At 33.0% G+C, this 15,063-nt stretch carries 9 protein-coding genes and 1 pseudogene; 6 read left to right on the top strand and 4 right to left on the bottom strand.

Translation table 11 applies throughout. From position 1 onward, the window contains the following. Positions 1 to 1,545 (top strand): annotated as a pseudogene (locus tag DFQ07_RS15700) (T9SS type A sorting domain-containing protein); the annotation flags it as partial. Positions 1,546 to 1,675: 130 nt separating this feature from the next. On the opposite strand, the gene DFQ07_RS15365 reads toward DFQ07_RS15700, so the two are convergent. After that, the gene (locus DFQ07_RS15365) at positions 1,676 to 2,503 is read right to left on the bottom strand and encodes a universal stress protein (protein ID WP_133538137.1); all 828 of its coding nucleotides are present in this window, start codon (positions 2,501 to 2,503) and stop codon (positions 1,676 to 1,678) included. 163 nt (positions 2,504 to 2,666) lie between these two features. Here DFQ07_RS15365 and rimP point away from each other — a divergent pair, with 163 nt between their 5' ends. The 5 genes from rimP to DFQ07_RS15340 all read left to right on the top strand — a co-directional run bounded on the left by rimP (position 2,667) and on the right by DFQ07_RS15340 (position 9,328). Beyond that, positions 2,667 to 3,128 carry a ribosome assembly cofactor RimP gene (gene rimP, locus DFQ07_RS15360; RefSeq protein ID WP_133538136.1) on the top strand — a complete coding sequence of 154 codons (462 nt, stop codon included), beginning with the start codon at positions 2,667 to 2,669 and terminating at the stop codon, positions 3,126 to 3,128. A 12-nt stretch (positions 3,129 to 3,140) separates the two neighbouring features. Further along, positions 3,141 to 4,397 (top strand): transcription termination factor NusA, encoded by a 1,257-nt coding sequence (gene nusA / locus DFQ07_RS15355; RefSeq protein ID WP_133538135.1) that lies wholly within the window; start codon positions 3,141 to 3,143, stop codon positions 4,395 to 4,397. Positions 4,398 to 4,538: 141 nt separating this feature from the next. Continuing rightward, complete coding sequence (infB, locus tag DFQ07_RS15350; RefSeq protein WP_133538134.1) at positions 4,539 to 7,463, top strand: translation initiation factor IF-2; 2,925 nt, start codon at positions 4,539 to 4,541, stop codon at positions 7,461 to 7,463. A 383-nt stretch (positions 7,464 to 7,846) separates the two neighbouring features. Further along, the gene (locus DFQ07_RS15345; RefSeq protein ID WP_133538133.1) at positions 7,847 to 8,818 is read left to right on the top strand and encodes a zinc metalloprotease; all 972 of its coding nucleotides are present in this window, start codon (positions 7,847 to 7,849) and stop codon (positions 8,816 to 8,818) included. An 84-nt stretch (positions 8,819 to 8,902) separates the two neighbouring features. Next, positions 8,903 to 9,328, top strand: coding sequence for a hypothetical protein (locus tag DFQ07_RS15340; protein WP_133538132.1), 426 nt, complete (start codon positions 8,903 to 8,905; stop codon positions 9,326 to 9,328). A gap of 49 nt (positions 9,329 to 9,377) precedes the next feature. Here the strand turns inward: DFQ07_RS15340 and DFQ07_RS15335 are convergent, their stop codons facing one another. The 3 genes from DFQ07_RS15335 to DFQ07_RS15325 all read right to left on the bottom strand — a co-directional run bounded on the left by DFQ07_RS15335 (position 9,378) and on the right by DFQ07_RS15325 (position 14,941). Then, positions 9,378 to 10,754 carry a thrombospondin type 3 repeat-containing protein gene (locus DFQ07_RS15335; protein WP_133538131.1) on the bottom strand — a complete coding sequence of 459 codons (1,377 nt, stop codon included), beginning with the start codon at positions 10,752 to 10,754 and terminating at the stop codon, positions 9,378 to 9,380. Between the two features lie 137 nt (positions 10,755 to 10,891). Further along, on the bottom strand, positions 10,892 to 12,094 hold the full coding sequence (locus DFQ07_RS15330) for a hypothetical protein (RefSeq protein ID WP_133538130.1): 1,203 nt from the start codon (positions 12,092 to 12,094) through the stop codon (positions 10,892 to 10,894). 90 nt (positions 12,095 to 12,184) lie between these two features. Next, entirely contained in the window at positions 12,185 to 14,941 is a 2,757-nt protein-coding gene (locus DFQ07_RS15325; RefSeq protein ID WP_133538129.1) for a TonB-dependent receptor, read from the bottom strand. Positions 14,942 to 15,063: the final 122 nt, after the last annotated feature.

The raw sequence follows: 15,063 nt of genomic DNA, 5'->3' as shown, positions 1-15,063 counted from the left end.
ATGACCGATCCAGAGATTGTTGATGTTCCCGATTATAAGTTAGAAGGCTGTAACACACCATGGCCAGAGAATTTAACAACCGATTGGACAGACAATTGTTCAGCCGGAGGTCAAGGTATTCTATCCGATGGTGGAGTAGATCAACCAGATAGCGAAGACGGCTGTACTCAGTACCGATTGTATACGTTTACCGTTACCGATGATTGCGGAAACAGCGATACCGAAACTACCTTAGTATCTAGAGATTACGACATGACCGATCCAGAGATTGTTGATGTTCCCGATTATAAGTTAGAAGGTTGTAACACACCATGGCCAGAGAATTTAACAACCGATTGGACAGACAATTGTTCAGCCGGAGGTCAAGGTATTCTATCCGATGGTGGAGTAGATCAACCAGACAGCGAAGACGGCTGTACTCAGTACCGATTGTATACATTCACGGTTACCGATGATTGTGGAAACAGTGATACCGAAACTACCTTAGTATCTAGAGATTACGACATGACCGATCCTGTGATTACTGATTTACCTGAATCATATGAAATATGTGATGCAGAATTACCAGAAGTGCTCAATGCCAAATGGACAGATAATTGTGCGACAGGCGGTGATTTGATCGCATATCCAACAAATCAAAGAACAGAAGGATGTGCTATGTATGCTGATTATGTGTTCACGGCTACAGATGACTGTGGTAATAGCGTAACAGAAACAGTTACCTTAGGAGTTAAAATGGATCTTTTTGAAAATTGTGGAACTGCATTTGCAAGAGGAAATGATTATACTTGTTTCTTAGATGATGGCTTTAACCGTTGGGGTTGGACAAATTATTTTGAAACCGAAGGTGTATATACCATTCCGTTGTATACTGGAGCAGCACAATGTGATACTTCTAACGGAGCACAGTCGGGAGAAGTGACAATCACTTATCAAGATGGTTATGTATCAGTAGAATATAATCTATATGAAGGATATGTAATGAGTGTTGCGCATGTATATATAGGATGCGAGAAATATCCTATTAAAAATGGCAAAGAAACAGTAGCTCCCGGACAATATAATTTCAGTACAAGTAAATTAGATTACGTATCGAATTATACAGTAGGGCCTATTGAAGCTAGTGGACCAATTTATATAATTGCTCATGCAGTAACATGTGAAGAAGTTTGTAGATGTCATGAGTCTGTAGATAATAACGGAACATTTACTCCAGAAGGCTCAGTACATTGTGAAGAGCAAGCTATTGAAACCGTTCAACAGCAAGAACAATCAAACTTTAGTGCATATCCTGTGCCATTTAGAAATGAAATAACTATAGAATATGAGTATAAGTTTGATACAGATGTTGCTATTGAATTCTATAGTATGAATGGTATTTTAATTAAGAGAATTGAAAATGACTCTTACATTAAAGGGACCCAAGAACAAATTAAAGTAGATTTATCAGATGTACAAAATCAAGCTTTAATTGTAAGGTTGATTACAGATAGAGGTATTGTTAATAAGAAAATTATAGCAATGCGTCCGAAGAAAAGAAAGTAATCTGAGTTATAGATAGAATAGTTTAGAGAAGTATAGTTTTAAAGTATAAGCTTCTCTAAACCTATTCTTAAAAGTTAAACCAATTAAAAATAGAAAACGCTAAGATTTAATCTTAGCGTTTTCGTTTTGGTTAAACTTTAAAGGTGAGCATTGGTTTTATTGATTTTTTAGCTAAGTGTTTGGTAATGCTGCCGTTAAAAATATGAGATAAACCACTTCTACCGTGTGTGGCTAGGGCAATTATATCAGCATTAATTTTGTTAGAAAAACTCAGAATACCTTTTTCAATTGAAGAATCGTTATAAATATTTATAGAGTAATTATTTAAGTCATATTTGTCAATGAATTTTTGAATACGTTGATTGGTGTTTAGAGTGTCCTCAAATCTTTGAGGAGTATTAATTTTTAATAAATGAATATTGCTGTCAAAGTTACTGGCAAACTCTAAAAAACGTTCAAAGGCTTGGTTTTTTTCTGGTTTAAAACTTGAAGCAAAAACTAAATTTTTAGGGTTAAAATTTTCTCCATTTTTTTTAGTAACCAATACAGGAACTTCAGATGTTCTAACAACTTTTTCTGTATTTGAGCCAATAAGGATTTCTTCTAACGGAGTATGTCCTTTTGCTCCCATAATAATAAAGTCGATATTGTGTTTTTTAACATAATCACAAATTCCATCATAAGGGTTTTGAAAACGAATAGCATATTTTACACTTTCGTCATTAGAAAAATATTGTTGCCTATATTCAAGTATTCTTTCGCGAACTTTTCTAATGTATAACATGCTTTCAGGAATGCTAAAGTTGTTTCCAATACCCAAGTCTATAATTCCGGTAGGGAGTTCAACCATGTGCAATAAATGAACTTCACTATTTGCTTTTTTAGCAATTTTAGCAGCTAGCTTCGCTGCATGTTCTGAAGGCTTTGAAAAATCGATAGGAACAAGTATTTTTTTCATAATAGAAAGATTTTAAGAGAGATAGTTATCTAAATGTACGAAAAAGAATGTGAAAAAGAAAGGGATTTGTATTTGTATGTTAATGAATAACTTACTATATTTGCAGCAAATTTATTAATCAGATAGATGAAGGGGACGATAGTCCCCTCTTTTTATACATAAGATGAATCAACAACGAGTTAAAGAATTATTACAAGAAGCTTTGCAAGAAAATAAGTCGTTATATTTAATTGACTTGCAATTTTTGTCAGATAACAAAATAAAGGTAATAGTAGATGGAGACTCTGGGGTACCTTTAAGTGAATGTATTCGTATTAGTAGAAAAATCGAGCATAACTTAGATAGAGAAGAAGAAGATTTTTCGTTAGAAGTTACTACGCCAGATATAGCACATCCGTTAACTGTTAAGCGTCAGTATAAGAAGAACATCAACCGAATTTTGAAAGTTAAAACAGCAACTGAAGAATTCGAAGGAACATTAACCGAAGTAACAGAAGAGAATATCACGTTACAATGGAAAACAAGAGAACCTAAGCCGATAGGTAAAGGGAAGCATACGGTAGAGAAAACAAAAACACTAGCGTATCAAGATATTAAAGAAGCAAAAGTGAAGATCATATTTTAATTAGAGAATGAAATGGAAAATATTGCATTAATTGAATCATTTTCGGAGTTTAAAGATAACAAAAGCATAGACAGAGTAACATTAATGTCTATCTTAGAAGAAGTTTTTCGTGCAGCCTTAAAACGTAGATTTGGGTCTGATGAAAACTTTGATATCATTATCAACCCTGATAAAGGAGATTTAGAGATTTGGAGAAACCGAGTGGTTGTAGCAGATGGAATGTCGGAAGATGATAATGAAGAAATTGAACTTTCAGAGGCACGAAAAATTGAGCCAGATTTTGAAATTGGTGAAGATGTATCTGAAGAAGTAAAGTTAATTGATTTAGGAAGACGAGCTATTTTAGCATTACGCCAAAACTTAATTTCTAAGATTCACGAGCACGATAGTACAAATGTCTTTAAACAGTTTAAAGACCTTGAAGGTGAAATTTATAGTGCAGAAGTGCACCATATTCGTCATAATGCTGTAATTTTGTTGGATGACGAAGGAAATGAGATTGTTTTACCAAAGAGTGAGCAAATTCGTTCAGACTTCTTTAGAAAAGGAGATGCAGTTAGAGGAGTAATAAAATCAGTAGAATTAAGAGGTAACAAACCTGCTATTATACTATCTAGAACTTCACCTGCATTTTTAGTAAAGTTATTCGAACAAGAAATTCCTGAAGTTTTTGACGGTTTAATTACCATTGAAGGTGTAGCAAGAATACCAGGAGATAAAGCTAAAATAGCAGTAGATTCTTATGATGATAGAATTGACCCTGTAGGAGCTTGTGTCGGTGTAAAAGGTTCTCGTATTCATGGTATCGTTCGTGAATTAGGAAACGAAAACATTGACGTAATTAATTATACTAAGAACGAGCAGCTATTTGTAGCAAGAGCATTAAGTCCTGCGAAGGTAACTTCTGTAGAGATTGAAATGTATGACGAAGAGAAAAACGGTAAGAAAGGACGTGTAAACGTTTTATTAAAACCAGAAGAAGTATCAAAAGCAATTGGTAGAGCTGGGGTTAACATTCGTTTAGCAAGTGAATTAACAGGTTACGAAATTGACGTTCAAAGAGAAGGAATTGAAGAAGAAGATGTTGAATTAACAGAATTCTCTGACGAAATCGAAGCTTGGGTAATTGAAGAATTCAAGAAAATTGGTTTAGATACAGCAAAGAGTGTTTTAGAAAAAGACGTGTCAATGCTAGTACAAAGAACCGATTTAGAAGAAGAAACAATTTTAGACGTTCAACGAATTTTAAGAGAAGAATTCGAAGACTAATATAAAGTAAGGAAGCTAGCATCCTATGTAAGATAATTATATAAAAGCTAGCAAAAAGAAGAAAAAAAACATAACTATACTTTTATTTAAGTATGCTAAGTGTAAAGTGTGTTTTTTGAATAAAAAAGTATTAAACAATATATGGCTGAAGGCAAAAAGTTAAGACTGAATAAGGTTTTAAGAGAATTAAACATTTCTTTAGATAGGGCTGTAGAACACTTGGCAAAGAATGGTCATGAAATAGAAGCTCGTCCTACTACTAAAATATCTGATGAGGAATATCGAATTTTATTTGATGGCTTTCAAACAGATAAATCTAAAAAGGTGGCCTCTAAAGAAGTTAGCGAAGAAAAGAGAAAAGAAAAAGAGGCAATTCGTCAGCAATTAGAAGAAGAGCAAGAGAAAAAACGATTAGAGGAGGAAGCTAAAAAGCAAGAAGTTTTAAAAGCCAAAGCTGAAAAGTTAGAACTTAAAAAAGTAGGAAAGATAGATGTTGAAACTGGTAAAGCAGTTGAAGAAAAGGTAGAGCCTACGGTAAAAGAAGAAGTTGAAGCTCCGAAGAAAGAAGAACCAGTTCAAGAAATTAAAGAAGAACCAGTTCAAAAAATTAAAGAAGAACCAGTTCAAAAAATTAAAGAAGAACCAGTTCAAGAAATTAAAGAAGAACCTATAAAAGTTGAGGAGCCGGTTAAAGTCGAAGAGAAAAAACCAGAGCCTCAAAAAACTGAACAGCCTAAAGAAAGAACAGTTGAAGCTCCTAAAAAAGTAGCAAAAACTGAACAGCCTAAAGAAGTGAAAAAGCCTATTGAAAAGAAAGCTCAAGAAGTAAAGAAACCAGAAAAGGAGGTTGAAATTACTGCAGAGAATGCTGAGAAAATAGAGACTCAGTATAAAAAATTAGATGGCCCTAACTTTACAGGTCAAAAAATTGATTTAAAACAATTTGAAAGACCTAAAAAGAAGAAACCAGAAAGCAAAGGTGCAGCAAGCGACGCTGATAAAAAGAAGCGTAAGAGAATAAGTAAACCAGCAGGAGCAACTGGTGGTGGTAATGCAGCAAGACCAAATCAAGGTCAAAATAAAACAGGTCAAAATCGTGGTGGAGGTAATCGCGGTGGACAAAGAGGAGGAAGAAGACCTGTCGTTACTCCAAAAGAAGAGTTAACAGAAGCGCAAATCCAAAAACAAGTTAGAGAAACCTTAGAAAAACTTCAAGGAAAATCTAAAAAAGGAAAAGGAGCTAAATATCGTAGAGATAAAAGAGATGCGCACCGTCAACAATCAGAAGCAGAGTTACAAGCGGCACAAGCAGAAAGTAAAGTGTTAAAAGTAACAGAGTTTGTTACTGTAAGTGAAGTTGCTACGATGATGGATGTTCCTGTTACTCAAATTATCTCTTCTTGTATGATGTTAGGTATGATGGTAACAATGAACCAGCGTTTAGATGCTGAAACATTATCTATTGTTGCAGAAGAATTTAACTATACTGTAGAGTTTGTTGGAGCCGAAGTTGAAGAGTCAATTGAAGACGTAGAAGATAAACCAGAAGATTTAATCACTCGTGCACCGATTATTACAGTAATGGGACACGTAGATCACGGTAAAACATCATTATTAGATTATATCCGTAATGCGAATGTTATAGAAGGTGAATCAGGAGGTATTACACAGCACATTGGTGCTTATGCAGTTAAGGTAGGAGATCAAAAAATAGCCTTTTTAGATACACCAGGTCACGAAGCCTTTACGGCAATGCGTGCTCGTGGAGCTCAGGTTACCGATTTAGTAATTATTGTAGTAGCTGCCGATGATGATGTGATGCCACAAACAAAAGAGGCAATTTCTCATGCGCAAGCAGCAGGAGTTCCAATCATTTTTGCAATTAACAAAATAGATAAGCCTAACGCTAACCCAGATAATATTAAAACACAATTATCTGCTATGAATTTATTAGTAGAAGATTGGGGAGGTAACATTCAATCTCAAGAGATTTCTGCTAAAACAGGGCAAGGGGTTGACGAGTTATTAGAAAAAGTATTACTAGAAGCAGAAGTATTAGAATTAAAAGCTAATCCTAATAAAAATGCAAGCGGAGCGGTTGTTGAAGCTTTATTAGACAAAGGTAGAGGTTATGTTTCTACAATTTTAGTACAAGCAGGTACTTTAAAAATTGGAGACTACATCTTAGCAGGAAAACATAGTGGTAAAGTAAGAGCTATGTTTGATGATAAAGGTAAAAAAGTAAAAGAAGCGGGACCTTCTACGCCTGTGTCAATTTTAGGTTTAGATGGCGCACCACAAGCGGGAGATAAGTTTAATGTGTTTGATGATGAACGTGAAGCAAAACAAATTGCAGCAAAACGTTCTCAATTACAACGTGAGCAATCAGTTAGAACGCAGAAAACACTTACCTTAGCAGAAATTGGTCGTCGTATCGCATTAGGAGATTTCAAAGAATTAAACATTATCTTAAAAGGAGATGTAGATGGTTCGGTAGAAGCCCTAACAGATTCATTCCAAAAATTATCTACAGAAGAAATTCAAGTGAATATCTTACATAAAGGTGTAGGTGCAATTACAGAATCAGATGTGTTGTTAGCAACTGCATCAGATGCTATTATTGTTGGATTTAATGTACGCCCTCAAGGAAATGCAAGAGCTGTAGCTGATAGAGAAGAAGTTGACATTAGAACATACTCTATTATCTACGATGCTATCAACGACTTGAAAGATGCGATGGAAGGAATGTTATCTCCTGAAATGAAAGAAGAAGTTCTTGGTAATGTTGAAATTAGAGAAGTTTATAAAATTTCTAAAATAGGTAACATTGCAGGATGTATGGTTATGTCAGGTAAAATTACAAGAGATTCTAAGATTCGTATTATTAGAGAAGGAATCGTTGTTCACGATGGCGTATTAACTTCGTTAAAACGTTTTAAAGACGATGTTAAAGAAGTAACTAAAGGATACGATTGTGGTCTTCAAATAAAAGGATATAACGACATTAAAGAAGGTGATGTTATCGAAGCTTATATTGAAGTAGCTGTTAAGAAAAAATTGAAGTAAAATACACAAGTTACATAAATAAAAAAGGCGCCTTATTAAGGCGCCTTTTTTGATTAAAATTGAAATAAATTAGAATGGTAATTTATTTCAATTGACGTTTTTTATTGATTTTTTAAAAAATGTTTTGAAAATCTTCTTAGATAGAAATGGTTTTATAAGCGATATTTAAAGGTTTTAATACGTTGTAAACCAGTTCTTAAATTATTTTTGGAGGATGTTTAAATATGTGTATATTAGGCATCGTTAAAAAACCCTTCAATTTGCTGATAAAAAAGCAAAAAATTAACAACTTCTTTTTGAAAAGTTTTGTTATCCGTTTTTTGACAAAACAAATGAACACACAAAGTGTTTACAAATAACTAATTTTTTAAATTTTTCACAACATGAAAAGAATTTTTCTTACCATGGCAATCGCTGCTGGAATTTTAGTAGGTTGTCAAACAAATGAACAAAGTCCAAATTCAGAACCAGAAGTAGATGCAACAACACTGCAAAAAGCAGAAAAACAATGTTTTGCTAATGATGTTTTAAATGCTAATATGGCTAAAGATCCTAGCTTAAAGAGTAGTATGGAAAACATTGAGAACTTTACCGCTAGTTATATCGAAAAGGTAAAAAATGGTGAAGTAGCAGCAAGATTAGTAAATGGAAAAATCCAAATTCCAGTTGTTTTCCATGTAATTTATCGTCAAGCAAGTGAAAACTTATCGCTATCGGTATTAGAAGATCAAATTGCAGCGTTAAATGAAGATTTTAACATGCAAAACCCTAACAGAAGTGCTATGCCAGCTGAGTTTGCAGGAGTAGAAACTAATGTGAATATCGATTTTGTAATTGAAGATGTAATTAGGGTTGAAAACAAGCAAAAAAGAAGTTGGAGGCCAGATGATTCAATGAAGTTCACTTCTTCAGGAGGTAGTGATGTTGTTAACCCACAAGAATTTTTAAATGTTTGGGTTGTTAACGTAATGCCTTATAGAGGAGGGCAGATCTTAGGATATGCACAATTCCCAGGTGGTAGTTGGTCTACTGATGGTGTAGTTTTAGCACACAGTTTTGTTGGACGTAACCAAAGAACTGCAACACACGAAGTAGGTCACTACTTAAATTTACGTCACATTTGGGGTGACGGTGGATGTGGTGCTAGTGACTTTGTAGATGATACTCCTGATGCTGATGGAAATAGTAGAGGATGTCCTACTTACCCAGTAATTGAGTGTGGAAGTGCTAACATGACTATGAACTTTATGGATTATTCAGACGATAGCTGTATGTATATGTTTACAGAAGGTCAAAAAGCTAGAATGGATGCAGTATTTGCTCCAGGTGGATTTAGAGCTACTATGGCAGACTAGTCTGTTTCTAATACGAAAATCATATATAAAGACGTTCTTTAATTAAAAGAGCGTCTTTTTATTATAAATAAAAACAAAAAATAGATGAAATACCTAAAAATAATAGCCCCAGTAGTATTTTTATTAATGATGAACTGTGCAGCACAAAACACGCCAAAAGGATTTGATACAATCACTTATGAAGCCCAAACTAGAGGAAGTTTAATTCAGATAACAGTTGAAGGAAGTAAACTGTTATACAAATCAAATCAAGGTGAAGGAACGAAAGAAGTTTCAAAAGAACAAATAGAGGAGTTGAAGAAAGTGGTTAGTGAGCTAAATTTAGAAGAAATAGCAAACTTAAAAGCACCAAGTGAAAAGAGAATAACAGATGGAGCTTTGCATGCAGAATTCATTATTAAAATAGCAGATAAGGAATATAGATCAAATACATTTGATGCTGGTAACCCACCAAAAGAATTAAAAAAATTAGAAGATTTTTTATATAACCTTTCTGATATAAAAGAATAAACAAAAAAACCGAGCAATTTGCTCGGTTTTTTTATTAAGAGAAAGAATATTAATTCTCTTTATAAATTTTACTTTTTTTACCGTCTTTATCAATAAAGTAGAAACCTTCAGGTAGGTTTTTAATAACATCAGTTTCTTCTGTTTTATTGTTGATTGTAGTTTCATTGATTTTATTCCCATTTACATCATGGATGGTTAACTGAGTTGGAGTTTTAAAAGAAGAGGAATTAACACTAGTATAAGCCTGATTGTTACCTTCATTAGATTCAGACGTATTTCCATTGTAGTCTGCTATAGCATGTAAATAATTAAAGCTAGAAAGGTTATAACCTAAATAATTATCCCATATATATACTTCTGAGCACATTTCTTTAGTTTGATTTGGTGCTATGCTTAACGAAGAACTAGGATAAGGAAGGTTAGCAACAATCCTTGAACTATTTAAGCTTGAGCTGTTTGTTAAAATTAAAGCCGTGTTGTTAATTGTACCAGTTGTAACTCCTATATTTTTAATGTTAACACAGAATTTATGGTTTTGGTTAGTTCTAAGAGTTAATGCTCCAGAAGTATCTGTACTAGTATAAGTTCCTCCAGCATCGATGGACATTCCAATAACTACAAAATCAGGATCCCCAACAGGACATCCGTTATTAGAAGAAGGACCTGCTTGATTTGGGCAGTTGTCTTGCCAGTTTTGTACTCCATCACCATCTGAATCTCTATTATCTTGTGAATCGCATGCATCACCAATACCATCACTATCGACGTCATTTTGATTTGCATTTGAAGTGTTAGGACAATTGTCAACAGAATCTTCAATGCCATCCTTATCGTTATCTGAAGGACAATTAACTGTAATTGTTTCTATAACTGCATTTGAATGAATAGCGAAATCGGCATCTCCTCTTCCTGGAGAATGATTTAAAATTTTAGCGTATTTAATTCCCAAATTAAAATTTCTCCCAAAATCTATTTTATATACCTTATCAAGAGATAAAAGGTTGCTAAATGCGATGTTAACTTTAAATGTTTGACCAGAAACTGAATAACCACAAACCGATTTTTCACTGTCTTCAAGTGAATTGAAAATTTCAAATCTATGATAATTGTAATCACCTCCTAGGCAAGGATTCACACCTTCATAAGTCTCTCCTACTAAATCAAAATCTGCATCACCTCTACCTTCACTTCTGTTTGTTACTATGGCATATCTAGTTCCTAAGTTAAACTCACTTCCGAAATCAATAATGTAACAACCTCCCACTCTTAATAATGCATCCATATTTACTTTTACTGAAAACAAATCTGCTTTATTTTCAGTACAAGCATTTTCTTTAGAAGAATAAGTGTCAAATCTGTGATAATTTGTTTGTGAATTTGCGATTTGAAGACTAAATAATAGCAATAATAAAATAATTTTTTTCATAATATAATTTTTAAAATTTAAGAACTAAAAGTATGGTAATAAATAGTCTTTAATGTTTATATAGAGTTATAAAATGATAAATTTTGCACAAAAAAACCGAGCAATTTGCTCGGTTTTTTTATTTATTAGAGGTTAGATTACTTCTTTAAAGTATATCCTGTCCAAGTAAATTCAGTAAAGTCTGCTCCTCTACCTGCTTTTACAGTTAAGTTATCACCGTCAGCAGTAATAGCTTCAGTATCTTCTATAACGGTTCCATCAATTTCACCACCTATTTTGTTATCACCTACAGTTCCCATTTTATAAGAGTTGGTAATTGTTAAAGATCCGTTGCCCTTATCATCTTTTGTGTCAATTAAATTTCCAAAAGTAGCGTCACCATATGCAGCAAATAAAGCATTATCAACAGTAGCATAAGTTCCTCTTCTAATTTCTGCTCCTGCTTTTAATGCAGTAACACTAGATAAATTTAATATTGTTACATTTTTGATTGTAGGAGTAGAAACTGGTAAGGCAGCTGGGTCAGAACCATTACTATCGCCCTCTATACCTCTTGGGTCTTCAGTAGCATCGTTAAATCCATTTTCTCTTACTCCAAACATGTTGTTCATAGTTCCTGTATAACCTCCAGTAAAGTCAAACATATCATCTTTAATGTTAACACACATTACATTTGTTACATTAACAGTACCTCCGAAAAATTCTATTCCATCATCAGCTCCGTTAGAAATGAATAAATTATTAATAGTTGTATTAGAACCTACAGAGTAAAAAGAAAAGCCATTAAATTCTTGGTCTCCATTAATTTTAGCACCTGTGTATTCAGCTTTAACATAAGTTAAGGTTCCTGAATTGTCATCATCTTGAGTACCACCATATTTTAAACCAGCTACCTCAGTTTCAGCTTCAGCACCTTTGTTTGTCTTAGCTTTACCAGCAATAACAATACCTCCCCAGTCACCTAATCTAGGGCTAATTGCATCAGAAGTAAAAACAATAGGTTGTAAGGCTGTTCCTTGGGCTTCTAATTTTGCGCCTCTTTCAACAGCTACATAAACATCAGTACCACCAGCCTTACACTTAATTACTGTTCCAGGCTCAATAGTTAACGTTTTTCCTTCTTTAACTCTTAAAGAGCTACTTAATAAATATTCAACCCCAGCCTTTAAAGTGATATCAGCATTAACGTTTCCTTTTAAGTCTTTAGGGTCAAAATCATCTTGTCCATTAATTTCTAAGTCAAATTTTGAGCTTGGAGGAGTAACAGGATCGTCATCTGAACATCCAACCATTAATGATGCAGAAACTGCTAAAATTGATAATAATTTAATTGTTTTCATTTTTCGTTTTAAGTTTATTAAAATTGTGTTGCAAATGTGAGAATGTCGTTTCATGTAAGGATTACCTTAAGTTTAATAAAACATTAATAATTATAAATTATAAGATAACCCAAGAGAAAAATCGATTCCTCGTTTAAATGATTTGGTTATTAATTTATTTGGTACATCTCTATACATTTCATAGCTAGGGTTTAATAAGTTTTTAGCGCTAAATTTTAAACCTAACTTTTTGTTGAATTGTCTTTTGAATACAAAATCTAACCTAGGTAAAGATTTTTGGTAGATACTTTGTAAACCATTTACAGAACCAATACTATAAAGCTTTTCACCTTGATAGTTAAATATTAAAGTAGCTATTATTTCTTTATCGTCTTTTTTGTAGTTGTAAGAAATATCAGTATTTAATAAAAAAGGAGCTGCTCCTTCGGTAGGTTCTTCTGAATTAGTAGGGTTAAATTGGTTTGTTACATTAAATGTTTGATTTGTATTCATGTAAGTGGCATTTAAGCCTAGTTTAATGTTTTCATTGTAATCATCTTGAGAAAAATTAAGTATTTGTTTTCTTAATTCTACTTCAGCTCCGTATATGGTAGTGTTTCCTGTATTGTAGAAAGAGAAAAAGTTATCAGAAGCAGCATTTAATTCTATTCTGTTAATACCATCTTGAATATATTTTGCAAAAACACTAGCTGAAATTAACTCTCCTCTTGTAGGAAACATTTCCCATTTTAAATCAAAATTGTAGTTTGTTGAAGGTAGTAAGTTTTCATTTCCTTCTTCTTGATAATCTACGCCTTCATAAACAAAAGGAGCTACTTCTTTAAATTGTGGATAGGTATATGTCTTACTAGCAGATAATCTAAGTAAGTTATCATCATTTATATCATATTTCAAGTTTAAGGAAGGTAAGATATAACTATCTCTTAATTTTTTAGGTCCACCATTATCATTGGTAGAGTTTGTTAAGTTAGTCTTCCAAGCAACATCCAACCAGATATTTTCGTATCTAGCACCAATGTTGATAAAGAATTTATCTGTTATCTGATAGTCTAACATTGCATAAGCCGCATTAGTCATTTTGTCAGCATCATAGGTGAATGGATCTAAAGCGTTATCACCAAATCCAAACCCAGTTTTTAATCTAAAAACTCCATTGTCTAATGATTGTTGGTTTAAAACTTGACTAACATTGTTAGGGTCAACTTCTGTAGGAGCTGCTAAATCGTAATCAAAATAGATAGCTCTAAAATCTCTGGTAGTATTTCTGAACTCATAACCTAAAGTTATTTTGGCTTTGTGTTCATCTTTAATTCTAGTACCGAAATACTTAATCAAGTTAGCTTTAGCTACGAAATCATCTTCAGTTAAATTATGATAGTATCTACTATTGTTTCTAGCAGCACCTGAAGCAAACTTAACAGTATTGTCATTTTCATTAATTACAAAGATGTTTTTCTTTCTGTTAGGTTCGTCATTATTAACTATGTTATATGCAGCCCCCAAGTTTAAATCAATAGATTCACCGAGTTTATGTTCAGTTAATAATTGGTTTACAAATAATCTGTTTTGATTTTCTGTTTGAAGAATTATGTTTGCAAATACCCCTTCAGAATCGGCAACATCAGGCTTCTTGCCAAAATAATCTTGTATGTTTTGATTGTTTGAGTGTATAAATAATGAGTTATAAGAAATTCTATGATTGTTATTCATTTTATAGATAAAATTCCCCATTAACATTTTTGAGGTTTCATAATTATACTGTTTTGCAGATGTGAAACTATTTCCAGTAGATCCATCATTTCTAAGGTAATTTATAGAAGTTCCATCTCTAAAATTGTATTTGTTTCCAAAGGCTCCAACCAAAAACATAGATAGACTAGATTCTTCACCTATTTGAAATCTTTTGCTACCTGATACTGATAAATTTGTGTTCAAAGCAGCATGAGTATTGTTTGGAGTAAAATTGTCTGTAAAAGGTAAAACATCAAGTCTAGTTACTTTATGTTTAGTGTTGTTGGCAATACCAAACCAGTTTGTACCATCTATTGTTTTGAAGCTTTTACCTGTTGTTTGTGTGTTTGCGCTAGAAGAAAAACCAATATTCATTGAAGAGCTTCCAGAGTGTTCTTTAGATGCTATATCTATATTTGCGCCTGAAGCGTCTCCGCTTAAATTAGCCGAAAAAGTTTTACTTACTCCAATATTTTGAATCATATCGGTTCCGAAAAGTTCTAAAGATATATTCTTAAATCTTGGGTCATTAGAAGGTAAAGGTAAACCGTTTAGAGTAGTCGTGTTATATCGATCTCCTAGACCTCTAACATAAACTTTGTTTGAACCTTCTTGTTTTGATACACCGGCTACTTTTGTAGTAGCAGTGGCAGCATCAGAAACACCTTTCTTAGATAATTCTTGAGCTCCAATACTTTCTTTAATTACTGTCGCTTTTCTTTGCTCTAAAAGTAATGCGCTCTCTTTTTCTCTACTAACTGTTGCGTTGATTTTTACTTCGTCTAACGTAACTCCTTCATTAGCGCCTAATTCTTGGTTTACAATTAAACTTTCGCTAGCTTTTACAGTAATTGGTTTTTCAATAGTTTGATATCCAATAAAGCTAAAAACAATGGTTTGATTACCAGCAGGAACATTGAGTGTATATTTACCATCCATATCAGTTGTTCCTCCGATAGATGTTCCTTTGATAAAAACATTAGCAAAAGGCAATGCTTCTCCATTCATTTCTTTGTCTGTAACATTACCTGTAACAGTACCAGCAACAGCATGTTTACTTTGAGAAAATGTTAAATTACATAAGCTTAAAAAAGCTATAAATAATATTTTTTTCATTCTAATCTTTGAATTCTGTTTATTTATTCTGCAAAATTCAAGTTAATTAGTAAAGCAAATGTTATGTAGAAATTACGATTCCATTATTAGAATGTTTATTTAATGTTAATCAAATGTGCATG

It is taken from the genome of Tenacibaculum caenipelagi, from assembly GCF_004363005.1.
Classification (GTDB): Bacteria; Bacteroidota; Bacteroidia; order Flavobacteriales; family Flavobacteriaceae; genus Polaribacter; species Polaribacter caenipelagi.
Note: the sequence above shows the minus strand (reverse complement) of the source record. Positions and strands in the feature narration are given on the sequence as shown.

Coding starts and splice junctions, on each gene's coding strand:
- nusA (WP_133538135.1), top strand. CDS start 3,141: ATGGAAAATATTGCATTAATTGAATCATTTTCGGAGTTTAAAGATAAC.
- DFQ07_RS15340 (WP_133538132.1), top strand. CDS start 8,903: ATGAAATACCTAAAAATAATAGCCCCAGTAGTATTTTTATTAATGATG.
- rimP (WP_133538136.1), top strand. CDS start 2,667: ATGAATCAACAACGAGTTAAAGAATTATTACAAGAAGCTTTGCAAGAA.
- DFQ07_RS15345 (WP_133538133.1), top strand. CDS start 7,847: ATGAAAAGAATTTTTCTTACCATGGCAATCGCTGCTGGAATTTTAGTA.
- DFQ07_RS15335 (WP_133538131.1), bottom strand. CDS start 10,754: ATGAAAAAAATTATTTTATTATTGCTATTATTTAGTCTTCAAATCGCA.
- infB (WP_133538134.1), top strand. CDS start 4,539: ATGGCTGAAGGCAAAAAGTTAAGACTGAATAAGGTTTTAAGAGAATTA.
- DFQ07_RS15365 (WP_133538137.1), bottom strand. CDS start 2,503: ATGAAAAAAATACTTGTTCCTATCGATTTTTCAAAGCCTTCAGAACAT.
- DFQ07_RS15330 (WP_133538130.1), bottom strand. CDS start 12,094: ATGAAAACAATTAAATTATTATCAATTTTAGCAGTTTCTGCATCATTA.
- DFQ07_RS15325 (WP_133538129.1), bottom strand. CDS start 14,941: ATGAAAAAAATATTATTTATAGCTTTTTTAAGCTTATGTAATTTAACA.